The following is a 21,609-nucleotide window of genomic DNA, read 5'->3' on the forward strand; positions in this document are numbered from 1 at the left end:
AACCGGGATATGTTCGATGACGCAATCAGCCATTGGTCTATATTTTTGAATTTCACCCAACCGGGTGAAGTTTCGTTCGATTTGCTGCTGCTAATCCGGGTCACGAAAATTTGAGTCACGATGCGCTCCTCTCACTGGACGCCCGTGGCAATCCGGGAGCGATGAGATGAGCGGCACCACCATTCCCCTCGCCGGCGGCGGTATGGATTATACCGGGACGTCTGGGTCGGATACGCAATACGGCACGGAATACGATGACGTGCTGCGCGGGGTGGATGGTGGCGACCAGTTGTATGGCCGGTTGGGCGACGACCTTCTGGAAGGCGGCATCGGCAATGACAGGCTGGACGGCGGCGATGGCAACGACACGCTGCTAGGCGGCGGCGGCACCGACAACCTGTTCGGTGGCAATGGTAACGACATCCTGCGCGGTGGGGATGGCAATGACTATCTCGATGGCGGCAGCGGTCGCAACGACCTGGATGGTGGCGACGGAGATGATTACCTCAACCTGACCTATCAGGGTGGCATCGCGACGGGCGGCACCGGCAATGACACGCTGGAGGCTTCCGTCACCGATGACGGCGTCTCCAGCTATGCCATCGATGCCGGTGACGGCGACGACAGCATCTACATCTATGGGTACGCCCCATCGTCGCACCTCTCCATTACGGGCGGTGCCGGGTACGATGTTCTCTACATCCAGACAGATTATTGGTACCCGTCCCTGGATACGGCTGTGATCCATGGCGTCGAGAAGATCGTTACCTACCAGTCGCTTGTCCTCGCGGACAGCTTGGTTGGCGCAGGCCAAACTCTGCAGGTGCTGGCGAATTCCTACGGCATCACGATCGATGGCAGCGCCGAGACCGACGGCAAGTTGCTGTTGTGGGGTGGCAGCTATAACGACCGTCTGATCGGTGGGGCGGGTGACGACACCCTCAATGGCGGCAACGGTAACGATACCCTGCGCGGCGGCCTCGGCAACGACACCCTCGATGGCGGCGATGGCGTTGATACCGCCCTGTATGCAGGCCCCTCCAGCCTCTACAACTGGTACTACACCGGCATCTTCGACACCTTTCGCGTCGAGGGCGCCGAGGGTTCCGACCTGCTGAAGAACATGCAGTATCTGCAGTTCTCCGACCGCACCATCACCCTGCGCCCGGCCGGTCTGCCGGTCATCGTGGCCCCCGACAACTCCGCGGTCATCGGTACCAATGATCCTGAGCAGTTGATTGGCGATGCGCGGGACAACATCCTCTCCGGCACCGGTAGCACCGACCGGTTCGAGTCTGGCCTGGGCACGGATCTGATCCGCGACGTTATCGCGGATCTCGATGGCGACGTGATCGCGGGCTATGAGATCGGGGAGCGCATCCAGGTCCAGGGAGCGCTACTTGCCCCCGCCCAGGTCAGCTACGAGCTGGGCGCTGCGGGCAGCGGCGTGATCCGCATCGAGACCACCGGCGACACCACGCCCGAGGCCACCATCACCCTGCTCGGCGAAGGCACCACCCCGCTGCCGGCCGGGCTGGTGCTGCGCACCGAACAGGTTGGCGGCGACACCTTTATCTGGCTGGAACGCGGCACCCCTGGCGCGCTGACGAACTTCCGCGTCGCGTCCGGCAGCGATGCCGGCACGTCCAGCGAGGACGGTATCACTAGCGCCGACGTTCTCACCTTCACCGGCTTTGCCGCTGCCGGCGCCGCCGTCACCCTGCGTGAGGGGGGCGCCGCCATCGCCACCGGCACCGCCGATGCGCAGGGCCAGTTCTCGATCGCCGTGCCCGGCCTGGCCGAAGGCCAGCACGCCATCACCGCGGAATGGCTCAAGGATGGCAGCACGGCACATACGCCGGGCGTGATGCATGTCCAGATCGACCGCACCGGGCCGCAAGGTTCGGTCAGTGTCACCTCCGCGCTCGGCACCACGACAGCGCCTGGCGCAGTGGGCACGCTGCCCGTGCTCAACGCCGGCTCGACCGCCACGGCAACCTTTACTTTCTCAGAGGCCGTCTACGGACTCACCTCCAGCGCCTTCACGGTTTCTGGCAGTGCGCAGATCACCAATGTCGCGACCACGGACCACATCACCTACACCGTCACCCTTGCGGGGCTCACCGGGCAAGACGGCGTGACGGGCAGCGTCGGCATCGCACCGGGCGCCCTGACGGACATCGCCGGCAATGCAGTGCAGGTGCTGAGCACCGGCCTATCCACCGACCCCACGAATGACTTCTACGTCGATACGGTCCGGCCCGGCGCAGTCATAGCGCTCGCGCCCGGCGCCATCGGTCCTAACTCGGCCGTAACCGGCACTGTTACCTTCTCTGAGGCTCCGGCGGCAGGGTTCGACCCGGCGCAGCTGGTGCTGGCCAGCGCCGGCACCATCAGCTTCGGCGCCAGCCCGTTGAACGGCAGTGTCCTGACCTTCACCTGGCACACCCCGCAGGATCTCGGCAGTGCCACGCTCAGTGTGGCCGGTGCGGCATACGCGGATCGCGTCGGCAATGCCGGTACTGATGCGTCACTACCCGTCACCGTGGTGCAGGTGGAACTGCCTGGTATCGAGATCCACAGCCCGCCGGTCTGGGGGCAGGTCTTCACCGGCAGCATCGGTCAGGATGTGTTTCGCATCCAGGGCGGCAACAACACCATCCTGGCTGGCGGCGGCAGCGACGATATCTACGTCACTGGCTGGGGCAACCATATCGAGGGCGGGGCAGGCAACGACCTCATCCAGGGCACCCAGGGCAACAGCTGGATCGACGGTGGTGACGGCAACGACATCATCGCCGCGGGCGGCCACAACAACGTCATCTTCGGCGGCGCCGGCGACGACACGATCTGGTCTGGAGAGGGCAATGCCACCGTCGATGGCGGTTCTGGCAACAACATCCTGTATGTGAAGGGCTGGAACAACCTGATCACTGTGGGTGACGGCGACAACCGCATACAGGACGCCGATGGCCAGGTGACGCTGACGGCGGGCAACGGCAACAACACCGTGGCACTACTGGGCTGGAACAACCACCTGACGCTGGCCAACGGCAACAACCATGTAACGGTCGCCTGGGGCGGCCATACCACCATCGCTGCCGGCAATGGCAACAACACGATCGAGCTGTCGGGCTGGTCCAACATCGTCAGCACGGGGTTGGGCAACGACAAGGTATGGGCAGGGATGGGCATGTCCACCATCTCGACCGGCGCGGGCGATGACGAGGTGTGGTTGGGTGCCTCCGGTGGGTCACGTGTGGAACTGGGTGACGGCAATGACGTGGTGCTTACCGGCGGCGCTTATGGCGATGTGCTGATCGGTGGGCGTGGCAACGACCAATACGTGCTGCGGGACGTATCGGCCACCATCGTTGAGAACCCGGGTGAGGGCTATGACACCGCCTGGGTGGCGGTGGATGGCTATACGTTGGCGGCCAATGTCGAGTACGGCCGGCTGATCGAGACCGCGACGCGGCTGACGGGTTCGGCTGGGAGCGATGTCCTGGTGGGCAACAGCGCCGGCAGGGCCAGCAATCTGGATGGCGGCGGGGGCGACGACACGCTGTGGGGCACCGCGGAGGCCGATATCCTGAAGGGCGGGATGGGTGACGATGTGATCTACTCTCAGGGCGGGCTGGACACCTTTGTGTTCGACGCCGCGTCCTGGGGGCATGACCAGATCAGCGGCTGGCTGTTGGGGCAGAAGCTGGATCTGCGCGGGTCGGGCTACGGTTTTGGCGACCTGACCGTCGTGTCTAGTGGCGGCAACAGCCAGGTGAGCGTCGGCGACAGCAGCATCTTCGTTCATGGTGCAGCCAGTTTGGCAGTAGGCGACTTCATCTTCGGTTAGAGAGCTGAAAGCGCGCTGCCGCTGCTGCCTGTCTTGCTGCAGAAGGTCGGGGTATCGGCCTCGACCTTTATTCGCTTGGGGGCGATTGCGGAGGAGCTTTGGTCAGTAGGGGCGAAGAGCATCCAGATCGCGCACCTAAGAAGTTTGCTCTGTGTGGCTTGCTGCGGCCCCGGGAAAAGCAGGCGGGCAGGGGTCTTGTGGGGGGGCAACCTTCGCCAGCGCGCCCCATCAGCGTCGCTCGGTCTAACCACGATCGCCGGACTCGATCCTTGCGATGGCTGATTGCCGCCTTTTCCGGCGCGGGCAACGGATCGCCAGCGCTGAGGACATGATCCGCCCACCGCGGCAGGGCCTCGGCTCGCTCTGCCGCGAAGTCATGAACCTGATAGATGCCCTTCACCCATGGGTGGTGGCACTGGCGGCATGATTGAGGATGCGATCCGCGACATCCGGCAGCACACCCAGCCTGGCCATGGCCGTCACGCCGGTCCGGCGGAAATCATGTATGCGCCACGCAGGCATCTCAATGCGCCTTTCACCTTCGACGGCACTGGCTTTCTGTCTCTACTCAGCGATGGGGTATCCATCCGGGCCTTCGCCTTCGAGTAAGCCCGGGGGCCGTCACCGCCTTCGCCCCGCAGGCCCGTCTTTCCGGGCTGCCAGACACAAGGCCCACCCGGCCTATCCCACCGAGCGTGAGGCACGCCACCATCCGGAGACGGTTCGGCGCGGGTGGATACTACGCCCGGCGATCAACCCGGAAGGCTTGTTGCGCGGCGTCGACTTTTCGCAATCTGCCCGCCTCAGCGCGGGGCTGAGGGCCAGTTCGACAGGAACTCCCGGGGCGAGTGCCGCAGCCTCTCCTTGCCGATGCCCATGATGATCGCGTCCATGCTGTGCGTGTTCTCGGCACCATGGGCATCCACCACGATCTCGTGGCCCACATGCGCGCCGAAACTGCCCAGCACGTCCCCTCGCACGGTGAAGCAGATGCCGACCGCGTCGGAGGTGTTGTTGGAAGTCGAGGCGCGATGCAGCTGCTGCTGCCTGAACAGGTTGAAGGCCGGCATCTTGAGGTAGGAGGCCATGCCCGGCCCGTTGAAGGAGATGAACGGCAGCCCCGCCCAGTTGCCGACCACCTCGGCCAGCCCGCCGCCCAGCGAATGGCCGCACATGCTGACCTGGCGGCCATACGCGATACTCAAGGCCCATTTCACCATGGTGGTGGCGCTGCCGGCCATGTTCGGGATGGCGTTGACACCTATCCGGGCATTGCCGGCACTCTGCGAGACAGAGGCGCCCCCCCTGCCATGAGCGCCCGAGAAGCCGACGATCACGTCGCTGTTATTGGCAAAGACGCCGCCCTGGTAACCATTGCCGTACCAGGTCGCCCACTCCCATTTCTGAACCTGCCAGCCCTCGAGGTTGCCCATGTTGACCGCGGGGCCGTCCTGGCGGGCATAGACCGCCTTGGCGACATCCGCGTAGTTCTCAACAGTGGCCATGAATCCGGATCCCCGCGTGTTTCGCCATTGGTGGGGCAATACCGCAGGGACTTCAACGTGGCGTGAACGATGGGGCTGATCGGCAGGCCCGATCGCGCGCGCCGGCACCTCATTGCCGCCGGACCAGCCTTGCCATCGCCTCCCGCAGCGGCCGGGCGGCATCGTCCAGATCGGGCCAGGGGTCTTTCAGCGTGCGCTTCAGCCCATCCGGCAGATGAATCGCCGAGGGGCCGAAGGCCTGCCTGCGCCGCCATCCCTGTTGCACCTGCCGCCAGCTGACGGGCAAGGCCACCGGCGCGCCCGGCCTCGCGCGCGGGGAGAAACTCGCCACCGCGGTCGCCAGCAGGTCGTTGCGCAGATAGTCGAGGAAGATGCGCCCCTTGCGCGCCTTCTTGGCCAGGGCCGTGGTGTACCGGTCCGGCGCGTCATGCTCCATCATGGCGCAGAGCAGCCGGGCGAACTGCTTGGCCTCCTCCCAGCCGCTGCCGTCCTTTCGCGCGCGCGCGATCGGCACCAGCACATGGATGCCCTTGCCGCCGGTCAGGCGCGGAAAGCTCTCCAGCCCCAGCGCGCCCAGCCGGTCGCGCAGCTCCAGCGCCGCATCGCGCACCGTGCGGAAATCCGCGCCCTCGCTGGGGTCCAGGTCGAAGATCAGGCGATCCGGCCATTCGGGCGCATCGGCCGGCGCGCCGCCCGGGTGCAGTTCCAGCACCGAGATCTGCGCCAGGTCACGCAGCGCGCGGGCGTTGTCGATGCGCAGATACTCCCGCGGCTGGCCGGGCATGCGCAGGCTGCCGATGCTATCGGGCTGGCCGCGCATGGGGTGGCGCTGGAAGAAGTGCTGGCCGCCGATGCCGTCCGGGGCGCGCAGCAGCGCGAGCGGTCGGCCGGCGACATAGGGCAGCAGCGCCTCGGCATAGCGTTCATACCAGGCGGCCAGATCGGCCTTGGTGATGGCCGGCTGGTCATCGGTGGCGGGCCACAGCACCCGCTCGGGGTGGGTAAGCCTGGAGACGGTGGGCATCGTCACCTCCCGCGCGGGCTTGTCCTCCCGCAATCCCTGGAAGCTGGCATGGCGCAGCAGCCCCTCCGCGCCGAAGCCGCCATAGGCGACCTGCGCGACCAGGCTGGGCTGCACCCAGACCGGCGCGCCGCCCGGCTGGCGGGCGGGGGCGGTGGTGAAGGGATGGCGCGGCTGCGCCAGCTTCTCCAGCCGCGTGACCAGCCGTTTCGCCATGGCCTCGGAAAAGCCGGTGCCCACCCGCCCGGCATAGCGCAGCCCGCCATCCTCCCGCACGCCCAGCAGCAGCGCGCCCAGGCGCTTGCCGTGCTTGTCGCGCGTGAAGCCGCCGATCACGAACTCATCGTCGTTGCGGCACTTCGCCTTGGTCCAGCCGCCGTCACGGCCGGAACTGTAGGGGGCGTCGCTGCGCTTGGAGACGATGCCCTCAAGCCCGGTGCGGCAGGCGGCTTCGAGCATGACGTCGCCGGGCGCGGCGAAATCCTCGACATAGCGCAGGGCATCCGGCGCCTTGCGCAGCAGCCTGCGCAGCGCGGCCTTGCGCTCGGCCAGGGGCTTTGGGCGCCAGTCCTGCCTGCCGTCATGCAGCAGGTCGAAGGCATGGAACACCAGGGGATGCGCGACCTCGCCCGCCAGGGTGGCCTGCAGCGCGGCGAAGCTCTGCGTGCCGTCCTCGGCCACGGCGACCGCCTCGCCATCCAGCAGGGCATCGGCCAGGCCGGCCGCTGCCTCGGCCAGGGTGGGGAAGCGGTCGGTCCAGTCCAGGCCGGTGCGGGTGCGTATGGTCACTTCGCCGCCCGCCACCCGCAGCTGCAGGCGATAGCCATCGAGCTTCTGCTCATGCAGCCAGTCGTCGCCGCCGGGGGGCTGGTCGACCAGCCGGCACAGCTGCGGGGGCACGAAATCGGGCATGGCCTGGTCCTTGGCGCCCTGCTTCGCGGCGCCGGCCGCGATCTGCGCCATGGTGCGGCCGCTGTCGACGGAGGTCGCGGCCTTCAGCACCGCATCGCCCTTGCCGGGAGTGGCGACGCTGTCCTTCTCCTTGATCAGCAGCCAGTTGTGCCGCGTCTCGCCACGGCGCGGCTTCATGCGCACCAGCACGAAGCCGCCGCGCAGGCGCTCCCCGGCCAGGACGAATTTCAGTTCGCCCTTCTCCAGATCCTCGTCGACGGTTTCGGGTGACAGCGGTGCCCAGCTGCCCCGGTCCCACAGCATCACGGTGCCGCCGCCATAGGCGGGCTTCGGGATGGTGCCCTCGAAGCTGCCGTAGTCGAGCGGATGGTCCTCGACCTCTACGGCCAGGCGTTTGTCTGCGGGGTCGAGCGAGGGGCCGCGCGTCACCGCCCATGACTTCAGCACGCCTCGCCATTCCAGGCGGAAATCATAGTGCAGCCGCGTCGCGTCATGTTTCTGCACCACGAAGGACAATTGCCTGCGCGACCGTGCTGCCCGCCCCGGCGGCTCCGGGCTGGTCGAGAAGTCCCGCCGGCTGTTGTAGTGTTCAAGCCGGCGGGCGGTCATGACGCGCGCCTGGGGGCGGCGGGTTTCTTCTTGGCGGCAGGTGCCTTGGCGCTCTTCTTCGCGGCGGGCCGGCGCTGGGCGGCCTTGCCTTCAAGGCTCTGCCGCAGCGCCTCCATCAGGTCGATCACATTGCCGCTCTTCGGCGCCTTCCGGCGGCGCCCGCCGCCGCCGTCGCCGCCCTGTTTCGACGCGATCAGCTCCCGCAGCGCCTCCTCATAGCGGTCGTTGAAGGAGGACGGGTCGAACTCGCCCTCGAACTGCTCGACGATCTGCCGGGCGATGGTGGTCATGCGCTTGTCGGGCTTGCCGGCCGGGATGTCGTCGAAGAATTCCGCCGTGTCGCGGACCTCGTCATGGCTGCGCAGGGTGGTCAGCAGCATGCCCTTTCCGCGCGGCTCGATGGCCACCACGCGTTCCCGCGCGCCCATCACCAGCCGGGCGATCGCGATGCGGCCCGCATCCTCCATCGCGGCATGGATCACGGCGAAGGCGTCCGCGCCCGCCTTGCCTTCGGGCGCCAGGTAATAGGGCTGGTCCCACCAGATGCGGTCGATGCTGGCCGCATCCACGAAGCGCTCGATATCGAGCAGCCGCGTGCTTTCGAGACGGACGGAGCGCAGCTCCTCATCGGTCAGCAGGACGTACTGGTCCTCCTCGACCTCGAAGCCGCGCACCAGGTCGCGCCGCTCGATGGGTCCGCTGTCCGGGTCGATCATCTGCTGGCGGACGCGGTTGCCCGTCTTGGGATTGATGAAGTGGAAGCGCACGTCACGGCTGGTCGAGGCCGCCGCATAGAGCGAGACGGGGCATGTCACGAGGGACAGGCGCAGATGGCCCTCCCATGTCGGCCTGATCGCCATGGCCTGCTTCTCCGGCGCGGGGGTCAACCGGGCAACGCCGTCAGGCCGGGCAAGGTTGCCTACGGCCCGGGGGGGGCTTCCCGGTCTTCTCGCTACCGGGTGCGGGCGGGGCCGGCCGGCACCCGCCGCGCGGTCAGCAGGGCAAGCCAGGCGGCCAGCAGCAGCAGCGCCGCGGCGGCGGTGAAGCTCATGACGTGGCCGCCCAGGTCGAACAGCACGCCGCCCACCGTGGCGCCCAGGGTGATGGCCAGCTGGATCAGCCCGACCATCAGCCCGCCCCCGGCCTCCGCGTCGTCGGGCAGGGTCAGCGCGAGCCAGCTCCACCAGGCGACCGGCGCGGCCGTCGCGACGAAGCCCCACAAGGCCAGCAATGCCCAGGTCGCGGGCATGCTGTGGCCGAAGGCCACCAGCGCGAGCGCCATGCCGGCCATCGCGACCGGCCCCCCGACCAGCAGGCGATACAGCTGGGTGTGCACCGCAGCACCGACCAGCAGCGTGCCGAGGAAGCCCGCCACGCCCATCGCCAGCAGCATGAGGGAGAGGGTGGTCACGTCCGCGCCCGTCACCGTCTCCAGGAAGGGGCGCAGATAGGTGAACAGGGCGAACTGCCCCATGAAGAAGATGGTCACGGCCGCCATGCCGAGCGCGACCACGGGGCGGCGCAGCAGCGTGAGGATGCCACGGCGCGCGCCGCGGCCGGCCTGCATCGGCGGCAGGCTGGCCGCCTGCCAGACCAGCACGACGGCCGCCAGCGGCACCACGCAGAAAAAGGCGCCCCGCCAGCCGATGATCCCGCCCAGGAAGCTGCCGAGCGGCGCGGCGACGACGGTGGCCAGCGCGTTGCCGCCGTTCAGGATGGCGAGCGCGCGGGGCACATCGGCCACCGGCACCAGCCGCATGGCGGTGGCCGCCGACATCGACCAGAAGCCGCCGATCGCGATCCCGATCAGCGCGCGGCCCAGCAGGAACGGCACATAGCCCGGGGCGAGCGACACCAGGCTGCCCGAGGCCACCATGAGCGCCGTCATAATCAGCAGCAGGTTCCGGCGATCCATGCCGCCGGAAAGCCGCGCGATGAGGAAGCTCGTCAGCACGGCGAAGGCGCCCGAGACGGCGATGGCCTGTCCGGCCTGGCCCTCTGTGACGTGCAGGTCGGCCGCGACCGGGGTCAGCAGGCTGACCGGCATGAACTCCGAGGCGATGAGGACGAAGGCGCCGAAGGAGAGGGAGAACACCGCCCCCCAGCGCGGGCGTGAAGCGGTCTCTGACGACGCGGCGCGCGCGTCGCCTGCCATGGCGGTCTGTTGCATGGGCCAAGACATACTGTCGCGGCCCCGTGGGGATTACCCGGCCTGGCAGGGATGGGCTGATCGCCCCCGTGCATCAATCGGCCGGCCGGGCGGCCGCGGGGCGCGTGCCCGCTACTGCCCGCGCTCGTACCACCCGCGCGAAGCCCGCACGATCCGCACGACAGAGAGCATCACGGGAACCTCGATCAGCACGCCCACCACGGTGGCCAATGCCGCGCCCGACTGGAAGCCGAACAGCACGATGGCGGTGGCGACGGCCAGTTCGAAGAAATTGCTGGCCCCGATCAGCGCGGAAGGGCCGGCCACGCACCACGCCACCCCGAGCCGCCGGTTGAGCCAATAGGCCAGCCCCGCGTTGAAATAGACCTGGATCAGGATCGGCACGGCCAGCAGCAGGATGACGGTGGGCTGGCGCACGATCTGCTCGCCCTGCAGGCCGAACAGCAGCAGCAGCGTGGCCAGCAGCGCCAGCAGGGACCAGGGGCCCAGCCGATCCAGCACGCGCTGCAGCAGCGGCTGGCCGCCACTCTCCAGCAGGCGGCGCCGCCACAGCTGCGCCACCGCCACAGGCAGCACGATGTACAGCCCGACCGACAGCAGCAGTGTGTCCCACGGCACGGTGATGGCGGACAGGCCGAGCAGCAGCCCCACCACCGGCGCGAAGGCCACGACCATGATCAGGTCGTTCAACGCCACCTGGCCCAGGGTGAAGTTGGGCTCGCCATCCACCAGGTTGGACCACACGAACACCATCGCGGTGCAGGGGGCCGCCGCCAGCAGGATCAGCCCGGCCATGTAGCTGTCGATCTGGTCTGCCGGCAGCAGGGGGCGGAACAGGGTGCCGATGAACAGCCAGCCCAGCAGCGCCATCGAGAACGGCTTCACCAGCCAGTTGATGCCGACGGTGGTGGCGATGCCCTTCCAATGCATGCCCAGCTGCCCCAGCGCCGCCGGGTCGATCTTCAGCAGCATCGGGATGATCATCAGCCATACCAGCAGCGCGACGGGCAGGTTGACCTCGGCGACGGTGGCCGAGCCCAGGGCCTGGAAGGCGCCGGGCATCGCCTGGCCCAGCGCCACCCCGGCCACGATGCACAGCCCCACCCACAGCGTCAGGAAGCGTTCGAAGATGCCCATCGCGGCAGGCTTGCCGGGCTGCATCACGGCCTCGCTCACGATGCGCGGCCTTCGACGCGGCGGCCCTCGGCGTCCACCACCTTCTCGCCGTCCTCCTTGGTGAAGGCGCCCTGCTGGGCGGGCAGCAGTTCCAGCACCAGCTCGGAGGGACGGCACAGCCGCACGCCGGCGGGCGAGACCACGATCGGGCGATTGATCAGGATGGGATGCGCCATCATGGCATCCAGCAGCTGCGCCTCCGTCAGGGCCGGGTCGCCCAGCCCCAGCTCGGCATAGGGGGTGCCCTTTTCCCGCAGCAGGTCGCGCGCCGTGATGCCCATGCGGGCGATCAGCCCGGTCAGCTCCGCACGGCTGGGCGGGGTCTTCAGGTATTCGATCACATGCGGCTCGATGCCGCTGTTGCGGATCATCGCCAGCGTGTTGCGAGAGGTCCCGCAATCGGGGTTGTGATAGATCGTGACGCTCATCTCGGGGCTCCGTCAGGGGCAGTCGCAGGCGGCCAGGGCGGCCATGGCGGGGGCGCAGACCTCCGGGTGGCCCTGGCAGCAGTCGCGCATCAGAAAGGCGATCAGCCCGGACAGCGTGTCGAAGGTGGCGCTGTAGCGGATCGACCGGCCCTCCCGGCGGGACTGGACCAGCCCGGCCTGTTCCAGCTGGTTCAAATGGAAGGAGAGGCGTGAAGAGGCGGCATCCAGCGCATCCCCGATCGCGCCCGCCGCCAGCCCCTCGGGCCCCGCCGTGACCAGCAGCCGCACGATCCTGAGGCGGGTTTCCTGCGAGAGGGCGGCGAGGGCAGCGAGGGCTTGCGTTTCGTCCATGGACATTTCAATATCTCAAAAGAAATTGAAATGAAAGTGGCAGAACGATGAACGTCCCGGCACTTCCCATCGCGATCGCCTTTCCGGCCGATCCCTCGCTGAGTGACCTGCTGTCGGCACTCGCGCTGCACGGCGACCGCGCGCTGGTCGTCACCTATGCGGACCGCACCATCCGGCCCGGCTTTCACGTCACGGAGGTGAAGGCGGGTTCCTTCGTCACGCTGGACTGCGGCGGCAACCCGGACAGCTGGCATGAGACGGTGCTTCAGCTGGAGGACCTGCCCGCCAACGACACCACCCCCGACTACATGCCGGTGTCGAAGTTCCTCGCCATCCTGGCCAGGGTGGGGGAGAAGGTGGCGCTGGACCGCGAGGCGCGCGTCACCTTCGAGCTCGGCCGCCCGGGCGAGGCGATGCAGGTGATGGAGCCCGAGGCGCTGGCGATCGAGCCCGGCCGCGTCGTGCTGCGCCTCACGCCCCGCGCGGCCATCTGCAAGCCGCGCCATCGCGGTGAGCAGGCGGCCAGGGAGAGGGCCGCCGCCACCGCCTGTTGCGCGCCGCGCAGCGGCTGCTGCGGCTAACTGCCGGGCAGCAGCGCCTCGATCGCCCCCGCCAGGGACTCCGGCTTGGCGGAGGGCGCATAGCGCTTCACCACCCGCCCGTCCGGCGCGATCAGGAACTTGGTGAAGTTCCACTTCACCTTGCGCGTGCCGAAGATGCCGCGCGCTTCCTCGGTCAGGTGCCGGTAGAGCGGGTGCGCGCCCGGCCCGTTCACCTCGGTCTTGGCGAAGACGGGAAAGGTGACGTCATAGCGGGAGGAGCAGAAGCTCCTGATCTCGGCCGCATCGCCCGGTTCCTGCGCGCCGAACTGGTTGCAGGGGAAGCCCAGCACCACGAAGCCGCGCGGGGCATAGCGGCGGTACAGCGCCTCAAGCCCCTCATATTGCGGGGTGAAGCCGCAGCGGCTGGCCAGATTCACCACCAGCAGCGCGCGGCCGGCGTAATCGGACAGGCGCTGCTTCTGGCCGTCGATGGTGAGGAGGTCGGTGTCGAAGCTCGGCATGGGGTTGAGCTAGCACAAATCGCGGGCAAGGCCAGGGCAGGCTATGCTGCTCTGCACAATTTTGCGGCGCTTGGCGCTTGCCCTTCGTGGCCGGCGGGGTTACTGCGCCCCCAACATCGGCACCCTGCAATGGGGCCGGTCGCTGACAGCGGAGACAACAATGCAGCGTCGTAACCTTCTTCTCGGCACCGCCTCGGTCGCCGCGGCGGGCCTGTCGGCCGACCGCGCCATGGCCCAAGGGGGAAACCCTGGCGATGCCTTCCCCAGCCGGCCCATCCGCCTGGTGGTTCCCTTCGCGCCCGGCGGCGCGGTGGACATCACCGGCCGCGTTCTGGCCGAGCGCCTGCCCTCGATCCTGGGCCAGACCGTCACGGTGGATAACCGCGGCGGCGCCGGCGGCAACCTGGGCGGCGATGCCGTCGCCAAGGCCGAAAAGGACGGGCACACCCTGCTGCTGGGCACGGTGACCATGTTCGCGGCCAACAAGTTCCTGTACCGCCGCTCCATGAGCTATGACCCGATCCGCGACTTCGCGCCGGTCAGCCGGGTGGCGACGGGCACGGTGCTGCTGGTGGTCAACAGCCAGAAGCCCTGGCGCACCTTCCAGGAGCTGATCGAGTATGCCCGCCAGAACCCGGGCAAGGTCACGATGGGTTCCTCGGGCACCGGCACGGTCAGCCACCTGACGATCAGCGCCGTGGCGCGCGCGGCGGGCGTGGACATCACCCATGTGCCCTATCGTGGCGGCGGCCCTGCCATCACGGACCTGCTGGCCAACTCCATCGACATGATGTTCGACGTGATGCCGGCCCTGATGCCGCATGTGCGCGAGGGCCGCTTCCGCGCGCTCGCCGTCGGCAGCGCGGACCGCGTGGACTATGTGCCGGGCCTGGAGAATGTGCCCGGCATGCGCGAACTGCTGCCCAGCGCCAACATCGACATGCAGAGCTGGTACGCCGTGACCGCCCCCTCGGGCGTGCCGGCCGCGCGCATCCAGCGCCTGCACGACGCCGTGCTGCAGGTGGTCCGCACCCCCGACTACCGCGCGAAGCTGGAGCCGCTGGGCTTCAAGCCCGTGTGGGACGAGACCCCGGCGGCCTTCGGTGACTATATGCGTGAGCAGGAGCAGCTGTGGCAGCGCATCGTGGCCGAATCCGGCGCCACGCTGGACTGATCCGGCCCATGGCTCCGGGGGCGACCTCCCGGAGCCGTTCTTTTTTGCGCGGCGCCTAGAACGAGGCGCGCATGAGCAGCGGCATGTCCTTCATGCTGTCCTGCACCCTGGTCACGCCCGGCACATCGCGCATCAGCACGACCAGCGCCTTGCGCATGTCGTCCGAGCGCGCATAGCCGTAGAGCGTGACCTCGCTGCCCTCCACGCTGGGATAGACCCAGAAGGTGTCGGTCCAGGGCTGGCTGCGCAGGGCCTGCACCACGGCCTGCAGCAGCGTGGCCTCGCCCGAGGCGACACGCTCCGCCGGCTGCTGCAGCACCGCCCGCAGCAGATCCGCGCGGGAGACGATGCCCACCAGCCTGCCCTGGCGCAGCACCGGCACGCGGCGGATCCGGCGCTCCTCCATCAGCTGCGCGATCCCGTCCAGGCCGGTGGTCTCCTCGGCCGTCACCAGCTCAGCGGTCATCACATCCCGCGCGGTCTTGCCGCGGGCCTTCACGAAGCGCTGCAGGGTGGGGGTGGCGGTCCGGAACAGGTCCAGGAACCAGTTGAAGGGGCCGCGCGGTGCATCGGCCAGGCGACGGATCAGGTCGCCCTCCGTCACCACGCCCAGCAGCTCCCCCTCCGCACCCACCACCGGCACGGCGGAAATGCCGCGCCCGGCCAGCAGGCGGGCGATCTCGGCCACCGGCATTTCCGGCGGCACGACGGTCAGGTTGCTGGACATCACATCCTTGGCACGCATGGCGATAACGATCCCGGTCATGGTTGATCCCCTCTCGGGGTATGCGGGGAAGCCTAGATACATTTCCAAAAGTTCACGTTGATGCATGTCAAGGAATGGGAGGCGACCACCCCCCTTCTGCTTCCGCCGGAGCTGGGGAAAGATGCCCGGAACAAGAACCGGAGACGCCCGATGCCCCATGCCGAAATGAGCCGACCCTTGCCCGAGGCGGTCACCGCCTGGCTCGGTGCCTTCGGCCATGCACTGGCGATGGGGGATTCCACGGCGGCCGCCGCACTGTTCCTGCCCGACGGGCATTGGCGCGACATCCTGGCCTTCGGCTGGGACATCCGCACCACCTCCGGCCCGCAGGAGATAGCGCGCGTGCTGGGGCAGGCCCTGCCTGCCACCCGCCCGCACGGGTTCCGGCTGGCTGCCGGCCGAACGCCGCCCCGCCATGTGCGCCGCGCCGGGCAGGAGGTGGTGGAGGCCTTCGCCACCTTCGAGACGGCGGCCGGCCATGCCAACGCCGTGCTGCGCCTGCTGCCGGACCCCGATGCGCCGGGCGAGCTGCGCTGCTGGATGCTGGCCACCAGCCTGGACAGCCTGCACGGGCATGAGGAAACCACCGGCATGCGCCGGCCGACCGGCGAGGATTTCTCCCGCAAGTTCGGCGCCGAGAACTGGCTGGACCGGCGTAACCGGGCCCGTGCCTATGCCGACCATGACCCCACCGTGATCGTGGTGGGGGCGGGGCAGGCGGGGTTGGCCATCGCGGCGCGGCTGTCCCAGCTCGGCCTCGACACGCTGATCATCGACCGGCAGGCGCGCATCGGCGACAACTGGCGCAAGCGCTACCACTCGCTGACGCTGCATAACGAGGTGCATGTGAACCACATGCCCTACATGCCCTTCCCGCCGACCTGGCCGGTCTTCATCCCGAAGGACATGCTGGCCAACTGGTTCGAGCATTATGTCGAGGCGCTGGAGCTGAATGCCTGGACCGGCACCAGCCTGACCGCCGGCAGCTATGACGATGCCGCCGGCCACTGGACCGTGACCCTGCGGCGCGAGGACGGCACCGAGCGCGTGATGCGCCCGCGCCACCTGGTCTTCGCCACCGGCGTCAGCGGCATTCCCATCATGCCGAACCTGCCGGGGCTGGAGGATTTCCAGGGCACGGTGATGCACTCAGGTGCCTATACCGAGGGCTCCGCCTGGAAGGGTAGGCCGGCGCTCGTGCTGGGCACCGGCAACAGCGCGCATGACGTGGCGCAGGACCTGCACGCCAGCGGCGCCGATGTCTCGATGATCCAGCGCAGCCCCACCCATATCGTGGGCATCCGCCAGGCCCAGGCCGTTTATTCCATCTATGCCGAGGGCATTCCCATCGAGGACTGCGACCTGCTGGCCACCGCCATGCCCTATCCCGTGCTGATCAAGGCGTACCAGATCGCGACCGCCCATGCGGCCATCGAGGATGCGCCGCTGCTGAAGGGGCTGGCCGATCGTGGCTTCAAGCTGACAGGCGGCGAGGACGATACCGGCTTCCAGATGATGTATCTGCGCCGGGGCGGGGGATATTACTTCAATGTCGGCTGCTCAGACCTCGTGGCCGACGGCAGCATCGGGCTGGTGCATTTCCAGGACATCGAGCGTTTCACCGCGACCGGTGTGCTGATGAAGGACGGACGGGAAGTGCCGGCGGAGCTGCTGGTCCTGGCCACCGGCTATCGCAACCAGCAGGAGGTGGTGCGCCGCGCCCTGGGTGACGCGGTGGCCGACCGGATCGGGCCGGTCTGGGGCTTCGACGATGGCGGGGAGTTGCGGAACATGTGGCGCCCGACAGGCCAGCCGGGGCTGTGGTTCACGGCAGGCAGCCTGGCGCAGTGCCGGATTTATTCGAAGTTCCTGGCGTTGCAGGTGAAGGCGGCCGAACTGAGTAAGTAATTATGTTCTTTTTTGGAAAAAAAGAACCAAAAAACTTTTTGATTGTTTCTGAGATGCGCCTGTCTATTAGGGTTTTCCCAAAAAATCACAAAGTCTTTTTGCTTTTTTTTCTTCAGAAAAAGAAGAATTAACCCTCTGGGGCGCTTCCGATATCAATCAGTTTCGTCATTGAATCTTTACCCTCTGCCCCAATAATGCCACGGAGGCGCCCAAACCGCGCCCAGACCCACAGCCAGGATGGCGACCGTCAAACGAGGTTCGCCATGCGCCTGCTCACCCTGCTTCGGAACTGGCTCAACTACCGCCCCGAGCGCCGCTACATGCGGGGCTCGCGCTAAAGGGTCAGCATCTGGGCTCCGGCGCCGATGCGCGACAGGAAGCCCACCAGCCCCGAGACCTCCACGCCGGGCAGCAGGGCAGCGCCGCGCAGCCCCTCCATCGCCAGCCCGGCGTCGCAGACCAGCAGGCCCACGCCCAGCTCCTGCGCCGCTTCGCGCAGCGCGCTCAGCGGCGCCACCCCGGCCGAGGCAACCTCCGCCTCGCGCGGGTCCGCCTCCAGCGGGCGTTCCGCCAGCAGGGCACGGGTTCCGGCATTCGTCGCGAAGATCGTCACGTCCCGGCCGATGGCGGCCGCCGCGGTGGCCACCATCAACGCGTAATGCGCGCGCTCATGCCCGCCCGAGATCAGGATGATGCCCAAGGCACTCATGTGATGTCCGTGATGGTCGGCGTCTCACCGCACAGGGCGCATGCCAGGTCGCGCTTCAGCCTGATGGTGCGCATGCGCGCATCCAGCGCATCCCATAGCAGCAGGCGGCCGGTCAGGGTTTCACCGATGCCCAGGATCAGCTTCAGCACCTCGGTCGCCTGCAGCGTGCCCATCACGCCGGTGACCGCACCCAGCACCCCGGCCTCGGAGCAGCTGGGCACCAGCCCGTCCGGCGGCGGTTCCGGGTGCAGGCAGCGCTGGCAGGGAAAGCCCTGGCCCTCATGGCTGCGGAAGACCGAGAGCTGCCCCTCGAAACGCAGCACGGCGGCCGAGACCAGCGGGCGGCCCAGCAGATGGCACGCATCGCCCAGCAGGAAGCGGGTGGGGAAATTGTCGGTGCCGTCGCAGATGATGTCGTATTGCGGAATGAGTTCGCGCGCGGTGGCGGCATCCATCCGGCGCTGATGCACCTCCACCTTCACCTCGGGGTTCAGCTGGTGCAGGGCCTCGGCCGCGCTGTCGGCCTTGTTGCGGCCCAGGCGCTCCGTGGTGTGGGCGATCTGGCGCTGCAGGTTCGACAGTTCCAGCGTGTCGTGGTCGATCAGCCCCAGCGTGCCGACGCCGGCGGCCGCCAGATACATGGCGAGCGGTGAGCCCAGCCCACCCGCGCCCACGATCAGCACCCGCGCCTCGCGCAGCCGCGCCTGGCCCACCGCGCCCACCTGCTGCAGCAGGATGTGGCGGGAATAGCGGTGGATCTCGGCCTCGGAGAAATCCAGGTTCACGGCCGGGTGCCCGTGCTGCCGAAGCCGCCCGCGCCGCGCGTGGAGGAGGGCAGTTCCGCCACCTCCTCGAAATGCCCGCGCGTGACCGGGGCCAGCACGGCCTGCGCCAGCCGCATGCCGCGCTCCACCACGAAGGGCTCGGCGCCGGTGTTGAGCAGGATGATGCCGACCTCGCCGCGGTAATCCTCGTCGATCGTGCCGGGGGAATTCACCAGCGCGATGCCGTGCTTGAGCGCCAGGCCGGAGCGGGGGCGGATCTGCCACTCATGCCCGGCGGGCAGCGCCACGCACAGGCCCGTGGGCAGCAAGGCCCGCGCGCCGGGCGCGATGGTGACGGGGGCGGCCACGGCCGCCAGCAGGTCCATGGCGGCGGCGCCCCCGGTGGCGTAGCTGGGCAGGGGCAGGCCTTCGGCGTGGGGAAGGCGCTGGACCAGGATCTTCATGCAAAGGCCTCTGCGATACGGGCCGCGAGTCGCGCGGCCACGTCAGATTTGGGCAGGCGGGGCCAATCCTCCACCCCCTGCTTCGTGACAAGATGAATGGTGTTCTCCTCAGCCCCGAACACACCTACTGAGACATCATTGGCCAGGATCCAGTCGCAGCCCTTGCGGGCCAGCTTGGACTTGGCGTGCTCGATCACATGCTCCGTCTCGGCCGCGAAGCCCACGACCAGGGCGGGGCGCTGCGCGTGGGTCGACAGCGTGGCCAGGATGTCGGGGTTCAGCGTCATCGACAGGGTCGGCGCGTCGGCACCCGGTTCCTTCTTCAGCTTCTGGTCGGCCTCGCGCGCGACGCGCCAGTCCGCGACGGCGGCGGCGCAGACGGCGGCATCGGCGGGCAGGGCGGCCTCGCAGGCGGCCAGCATGTCGCGCGCGCTCTCGATGCGCACGACCTCCACGCCCGGCGGGTCAGGCTGGACCACGGGCCCCGAGACCAGTGTCACCCGCGCGCCGAGCGCCGCCAGCGCGCCCGCGATGGCATGGCCCTGCTTGCCGCTGGAACGGTTGGAGATGTAGCGCACCGGGTCGATCGGCTCCTGCGTGGGCCCGGAGGTGACGATGATGTGCCGCCCCGCGAGAGGCTGCGGGCCGAAGCTGTCTCGCACCATGTCCAGCAGCTCATCGGGTTCCACGAAGCGGCCGGGACCGGATTCGGGCTCCGCCATGGCGCCGCTGGCGGGGCCGGCGAAGCGCACGCCGCGCGCCTGCAGCTTGGCCACATTGGCGCGGGTGGCCGGGTGTTCCCACATGGCGGGGTTCATGGCGGGCGCCGCCAGCACGGGCGCGCGGGTGGCCAGCAGCACGGTGGAGGCGAGATCCGGCGCCAGCCCGTTGGCCATCAGCGCCAGCATGTTGGCGCTGGCGGGCGCCACCACCACCAGGTCGGCCCAGCGCGCGAGCTTGATATGGCCGATGCTTTCCTCGGCCGCCCACAGATCCTGGTGCACCGGCTGGCCCGTCAGCGCCGCGAGCGATTCCCGGGTGACGAAGCGTGCGCCGCCTTCGGTCAGGATGGCCATGACCGAGGCGCCCTCGGCGCGGGCCAGGCGGATGAAGGCGAGTGTCTTGAAGGCAGCCACGCTGCCCGAGACGATGAGGAGGATGCGCTTGCCGGTGAGCATGGGGCGCAGGCTAGCCCAGGGTGGGTGGCGGCGGAACCATCCTCCCCCTTGAGGGGCGCGCCCGGGCACCGTAGAACCGGGCCCGGGCCGGGTTAGCACAGCGGTAGTGCAGCGGTTTTGTAAACCGAAGGTCGGGGGTTCGATCCCCTCACCCGGCACCAGCCCTTCCTGAAAAAAAGTATGCCAAGGAAACCGACCTGTAACCGGGACGTTATACGCTCGATCTCATTCATCGACTGTAATGAACAAGGACGAAGGCGGCATGAGCGTGAACCTGGAGGCGGCGGAAGTGATTCTGATGCGGGGGGAACTTGATCGCCTCCGATCCGTGGCGCCCGACGCGCCCAACCGCTGCCCGGACCACGAAAACCGCATCCTGCGCCTTCAGGCGGAAATCGCGCTGCGCACGGGCGGCGGCAAGCCGATCGCCCTGCCCATCGCACCGGGAACCGCGCAGGAAATGGCAGGGCGCAAGCTGCGCAAGGTTCCGGCCCAGCGGGGCGAGGCGGGTGCCCTGCCGCGCCTTATCGCAGCACCCGGGATCTCTGCTCGGCGCTAGGCAGCCAGCAGCTTTCCCGCTTGCCGAACAACCGGTAGCGGTTCCGCGCGACCAGCCGGTAGACGGCATCGCGCAGCCGCTTCGGCACGAAACCCAGCGCCGTCGCCGCGCGCCAGGGCCAGCCCAGCCCGCCCCAGATCGCCAGCACCGCGTCACTGTCCCGCAGCGCCATTCCGTCGCGCACCACGATCATGGTGTCAGGGTCCGCGGGGTCGATGCCGAAGCGCCGGTACAGCGCCTGCCCGGCTTCTCCCTGCATGGAAGCAAGCCTGAACACGCCCGCCTTGTCATGCCGCAGCACGAATTGCGCATTGGCCGAGCACAACACGCACATCGCATCGAAGACGATGACGGGCGGCTCGGCGGCCATCATGGCAGGCCGTTGCGGATGTGCCGCATGAAGGCCGGGCGCGCGGAGAGGCGCTCATAATAGGCCGACAGCGCCGGCAGTTCGGGCCTGTCGGGGATGTTCCGCATGCTGAACCAGCGATGCACGATGAAGCCCGCCGGGATATCGGCCAGGGTGAAGGCGTCGCCCGCCAGGAAAGGCGAGGTCAGCGCCTGGTCCAGAATGACCATGCGCGCCTTGTAGCCCTCGCGCGCCGGGCCCGCGATATGCGGCTGGCACCAGGGCTCCAGCCCCTGCTCGCCGCCCAGATAGGCGCCCTGCATGGGGCCGGTCATTTCATAGGCCACCCAATCCATCCAGGCCTCGACACCCGCCCGCGCCACCAGGTCCTGCGGGTACAGCGCCCAGGCCTGCTGGCGGGAGGCGAGGTAGCGCAGGATCACATGGGATTCGCGGATCACCGCGGCACCGTCCAGCAGGACCGGCACCTTGCCCAGCGGGTTGATCGCCAGGAACTCCGGCACCTGGGTGTCGCGGTGAAAGCGGCCCCAATCCTCCTGCTGGAAGTCGAGCCCCAGCTCATCCAGCAGCCACAGCACCTTGCGGACATTGAAGGCGTTCTTGCGCCCGAGCAGCTTCAGCATGCGGGC

21 protein-coding genes and 1 tRNA gene are annotated in these 21,609 nt (G+C 68.4%); 6 read left to right on the forward strand and 16 right to left on the reverse strand.

Going from position 1 to position 21,609, the window contains the following annotated elements:
- Positions 1–166: 166 nt before the first annotated feature.
- Positions 167–3,853: an Ig-like domain-containing protein gene (locus EOD42_RS07625; protein ID WP_127786905.1), complete on the forward strand. Its 3,687-nt coding sequence runs from the start codon at positions 167–169 to the stop codon at positions 3,851–3,853.
- Positions 3,854–4,249: 396 nt separating this feature from the next.
- Here the strand turns inward: EOD42_RS07625 and EOD42_RS26500 are convergent, their stop codons facing one another.
- The 8 genes from EOD42_RS26500 to EOD42_RS07665 form a co-directional block, all read right to left on the reverse strand.
- On the reverse strand, positions 4,250–4,375 hold the full coding sequence (locus EOD42_RS26500; RefSeq protein ID WP_276318134.1) for a hypothetical protein: 126 nt from the start codon (positions 4,373–4,375) through the stop codon (positions 4,250–4,252).
- 281 nt (positions 4,376–4,656) lie between these two features.
- On the reverse strand, positions 4,657–5,358 hold the full coding sequence (locus EOD42_RS07635; RefSeq protein ID WP_127786907.1) for a hypothetical protein: 702 nt from the start codon (positions 5,356–5,358) through the stop codon (positions 4,657–4,659).
- A gap of 109 nt (positions 5,359–5,467) precedes the next feature.
- Positions 5,468–7,900, reverse strand: a complete 2,433-nt coding sequence (gene ligD, locus EOD42_RS07640; protein ID WP_127786908.1) for a DNA ligase D — start codon at positions 7,898–7,900, stop codon at positions 5,468–5,470.
- Positions 7,897–8,760, reverse strand: a complete 864-nt coding sequence (gene ku / locus EOD42_RS07645) for a non-homologous end joining protein Ku (RefSeq protein WP_127786909.1) — start codon at positions 8,758–8,760, stop codon at positions 7,897–7,899. The genes ligD and ku overlap by 4 nt, the downstream gene beginning before the upstream one ends.
- A 92-nt stretch (positions 8,761–8,852) precedes the next feature.
- Positions 8,853–10,070, reverse strand: a complete 1,218-nt coding sequence (locus EOD42_RS07650; RefSeq protein ID WP_240655048.1) for an MFS transporter — start codon at positions 10,068–10,070, stop codon at positions 8,853–8,855.
- A gap of 111 nt (positions 10,071–10,181) precedes the next feature.
- On the reverse strand, positions 10,182–11,246 hold the full coding sequence (gene arsB, locus EOD42_RS07655; protein WP_456308046.1) for an ACR3 family arsenite efflux transporter: 1,065 nt from the start codon (positions 11,244–11,246) through the stop codon (positions 10,182–10,184).
- Complete coding sequence (arsC, locus tag EOD42_RS07660) at positions 11,243–11,674, reverse strand: arsenate reductase (glutaredoxin) (protein ID WP_127786910.1); 432 nt, start codon at positions 11,672–11,674, stop codon at positions 11,243–11,245. Before arsC ends, arsB begins: the two co-directional genes overlap by 4 nt.
- Positions 11,675–11,686: 12 nt before the next feature.
- Positions 11,687–12,025, reverse strand: a complete 339-nt coding sequence (locus tag EOD42_RS07665; RefSeq protein WP_127786911.1) for an ArsR/SmtB family transcription factor — start codon at positions 12,023–12,025, stop codon at positions 11,687–11,689.
- Positions 12,026–12,072: 47 nt separating this feature from the next.
- Between EOD42_RS07665 and EOD42_RS07670 the strand changes: the two genes are divergently transcribed.
- Positions 12,073–12,606 carry a DUF6428 family protein gene (locus tag EOD42_RS07670; RefSeq protein ID WP_127786912.1) on the forward strand — a complete coding sequence of 178 codons (534 nt, stop codon included), beginning with the start codon at positions 12,073–12,075 and terminating at the stop codon, positions 12,604–12,606.
- On the opposite strand, the gene EOD42_RS07675 is transcribed toward EOD42_RS07670, so the two are convergent.
- Positions 12,603–13,088 (reverse strand): glutathione peroxidase, encoded by a 486-nt coding sequence (locus EOD42_RS07675; RefSeq protein WP_127786913.1) that lies wholly within the window; start codon positions 13,086–13,088, stop codon positions 12,603–12,605. The two genes, EOD42_RS07670 and EOD42_RS07675, sit on opposite strands and share 4 nt — an antisense overlap.
- A 160-nt stretch (positions 13,089–13,248) precedes the next feature.
- Between EOD42_RS07675 and EOD42_RS07680 the strand changes: the two genes are divergently transcribed.
- On the forward strand, positions 13,249–14,262 hold the full coding sequence (locus tag EOD42_RS07680) for a Bug family tripartite tricarboxylate transporter substrate binding protein (protein ID WP_127786914.1): 1,014 nt from the start codon (positions 13,249–13,251) through the stop codon (positions 14,260–14,262).
- A gap of 55 nt (positions 14,263–14,317) precedes the next feature.
- On the opposite strand, the gene EOD42_RS07685 is transcribed toward EOD42_RS07680, so the two are convergent.
- Positions 14,318–15,028 (reverse strand): CBS domain-containing protein, encoded by a 711-nt coding sequence (locus tag EOD42_RS07685; protein WP_164867825.1) that lies wholly within the window; start codon positions 15,026–15,028, stop codon positions 14,318–14,320.
- A 150-nt stretch (positions 15,029–15,178) separates the two neighbouring features.
- On the opposite strand from EOD42_RS07685, the gene EOD42_RS07690 reads away from it, so the two are divergent.
- Positions 15,179–16,936 (forward strand): flavin-containing monooxygenase, encoded by a 1,758-nt coding sequence (locus tag EOD42_RS07690; RefSeq protein ID WP_127786916.1) that lies wholly within the window; start codon positions 15,179–15,181, stop codon positions 16,934–16,936.
- Positions 16,937–17,270: 334 nt separating this feature from the next.
- On the opposite strand, the gene EOD42_RS07695 is transcribed toward EOD42_RS07690, so the two are convergent.
- The 4 genes from EOD42_RS07695 to coaBC are packed head-to-tail and all read right to left on the reverse strand — an operon-like array spanning position 17,271 to position 20,051.
- Positions 17,271–17,645, reverse strand: coding sequence for a DsrE family protein (locus EOD42_RS07695; RefSeq protein WP_127786917.1), 375 nt, complete (start codon positions 17,643–17,645; stop codon positions 17,271–17,273).
- Positions 17,642–18,424: a HesA/MoeB/ThiF family protein gene (locus tag EOD42_RS07700; protein ID WP_127787206.1), complete on the reverse strand. Its 783-nt coding sequence runs from the start codon at positions 18,422–18,424 to the stop codon at positions 17,642–17,644. The genes EOD42_RS07695 and EOD42_RS07700 overlap by 4 nt, the downstream gene beginning before the upstream one ends.
- A 2-nt stretch (positions 18,425–18,426) precedes the next feature.
- A complete protein-coding gene (gene dut, locus EOD42_RS07705; RefSeq protein WP_127786918.1) occupies positions 18,427–18,873 on the reverse strand; it encodes a dUTP diphosphatase in 447 nt (148 codons plus the stop codon).
- On the reverse strand, positions 18,870–20,051 hold the full coding sequence (gene coaBC, locus EOD42_RS07710) for a bifunctional phosphopantothenoylcysteine decarboxylase/phosphopantothenate--cysteine ligase CoaBC (RefSeq protein ID WP_127786919.1): 1,182 nt from the start codon (positions 20,049–20,051) through the stop codon (positions 18,870–18,872). The genes dut and coaBC overlap by 4 nt, the downstream gene beginning before the upstream one ends.
- Before the next feature lie 86 nt (positions 20,052–20,137).
- On the opposite strand from coaBC, the gene EOD42_RS07715 reads away from it, so the two are divergent.
- Both EOD42_RS07715 and EOD42_RS07720 read left to right on the forward strand, forming a co-directional pair.
- Positions 20,138–20,212 (forward strand) — tRNA-Thr (locus tag EOD42_RS07715).
- A gap of 80 nt (positions 20,213–20,292) precedes the next feature.
- Positions 20,293–20,610 (forward strand): hypothetical protein, encoded by a 318-nt coding sequence (locus EOD42_RS07720; protein ID WP_127786920.1) that lies wholly within the window; start codon positions 20,293–20,295, stop codon positions 20,608–20,610.
- Here the strand turns inward: EOD42_RS07720 and EOD42_RS07725 are convergent.
- Together EOD42_RS07725 and EOD42_RS07730 are read right to left on the reverse strand one after the other, a co-directional pair.
- Positions 20,576–20,983 carry a thiol-disulfide oxidoreductase DCC family protein gene (locus EOD42_RS07725; RefSeq protein WP_206020288.1) on the reverse strand — a complete coding sequence of 136 codons (408 nt, stop codon included), beginning with the start codon at positions 20,981–20,983 and terminating at the stop codon, positions 20,576–20,578. The two genes, EOD42_RS07720 and EOD42_RS07725, sit on opposite strands and share 35 nt — an antisense overlap.
- Positions 20,980–21,603, reverse strand: a complete 624-nt coding sequence (locus EOD42_RS07730; protein WP_127786921.1) for a glutathione S-transferase family protein — start codon at positions 21,601–21,603, stop codon at positions 20,980–20,982. The genes EOD42_RS07725 and EOD42_RS07730 overlap by 4 nt, the downstream gene beginning before the upstream one ends.
- Between the last annotated feature and the right edge of the window lie 6 nt (positions 21,604–21,609).

The sequence above is a fragment of the Rhodovarius crocodyli genome (assembly GCF_004005855.1).
Lineage (GTDB): Bacteria > Pseudomonadota > Alphaproteobacteria > Acetobacterales > Acetobacteraceae > Rhodovarius > Rhodovarius crocodyli.

Bases quoted from the DNA above. Each gene is read 5' to 3' on its own strand.
- dut (WP_127786918.1), bottom strand. From the start codon at position 18,873: ATGAAGATCCTGGTCCAGCGCCTTCCCCACGCCGAAGGCCTGCCCCTG.
- EOD42_RS07720 (WP_127786920.1), top strand. From the start codon at position 20,293: ATGAACAAGGACGAAGGCGGCATGAGCGTGAACCTGGAGGCGGCGGAA.
- EOD42_RS07625 (WP_127786905.1), top strand. From the start codon at position 167: ATGAGCGGCACCACCATTCCCCTCGCCGGCGGCGGTATGGATTATACC.
- EOD42_RS07690 (WP_127786916.1), top strand. From the start codon at position 15,179: ATGCCCCATGCCGAAATGAGCCGACCCTTGCCCGAGGCGGTCACCGCC.
- EOD42_RS07725 (WP_206020288.1), bottom strand. From the start codon at position 20,983: ATGATGGCCGCCGAGCCGCCCGTCATCGTCTTCGATGCGATGTGCGTG.
- coaBC (WP_127786919.1), bottom strand. From the start codon at position 20,051: ATGCTCACCGGCAAGCGCATCCTCCTCATCGTCTCGGGCAGCGTGGCT.
- EOD42_RS07730 (WP_127786921.1), bottom strand. From the start codon at position 21,603: ATGCTGAAGCTGCTCGGGCGCAAGAACGCCTTCAATGTCCGCAAGGTG.
- EOD42_RS07670 (WP_127786912.1), top strand. From the start codon at position 12,073: ATGAACGTCCCGGCACTTCCCATCGCGATCGCCTTTCCGGCCGATCCC.
- EOD42_RS07680 (WP_127786914.1), top strand. From the start codon at position 13,249: ATGCAGCGTCGTAACCTTCTTCTCGGCACCGCCTCGGTCGCCGCGGCG.
- arsC (WP_127786910.1), bottom strand. From the start codon at position 11,674: ATGAGCGTCACGATCTATCACAACCCCGATTGCGGGACCTCTCGCAAC.
- ligD (WP_127786908.1), bottom strand. From the start codon at position 7,900: ATGACCGCCCGCCGGCTTGAACACTACAACAGCCGGCGGGACTTCTCG.
- EOD42_RS07675 (WP_127786913.1), bottom strand. From the start codon at position 13,088: ATGCCGAGCTTCGACACCGACCTCCTCACCATCGACGGCCAGAAGCAG.
- EOD42_RS07665 (WP_127786911.1), bottom strand. From the start codon at position 12,025: ATGGACGAAACGCAAGCCCTCGCTGCCCTCGCCGCCCTCTCGCAGGAA.
- ku (WP_127786909.1), bottom strand. From the start codon at position 8,760: ATGGCGATCAGGCCGACATGGGAGGGCCATCTGCGCCTGTCCCTCGTG.
- EOD42_RS26500 (WP_276318134.1), bottom strand. From the start codon at position 4,375: ATGCCTGCGTGGCGCATACATGATTTCCGCCGGACCGGCGTGACGGCC.
- EOD42_RS07695 (WP_127786917.1), bottom strand. From the start codon at position 17,645: ATGAGTGCCTTGGGCATCATCCTGATCTCGGGCGGGCATGAGCGCGCG.
- EOD42_RS07650 (WP_240655048.1), bottom strand. From the start codon at position 10,070: ATGCAACAGACCGCCATGGCAGGCGACGCGCGCGCCGCGTCGTCAGAG.
- EOD42_RS07635 (WP_127786907.1), bottom strand. From the start codon at position 5,358: ATGGCCACTGTTGAGAACTACGCGGATGTCGCCAAGGCGGTCTATGCC.
- EOD42_RS07685 (WP_164867825.1), bottom strand. From the start codon at position 15,028: ATGACCGGGATCGTTATCGCCATGCGTGCCAAGGATGTGATGTCCAGC.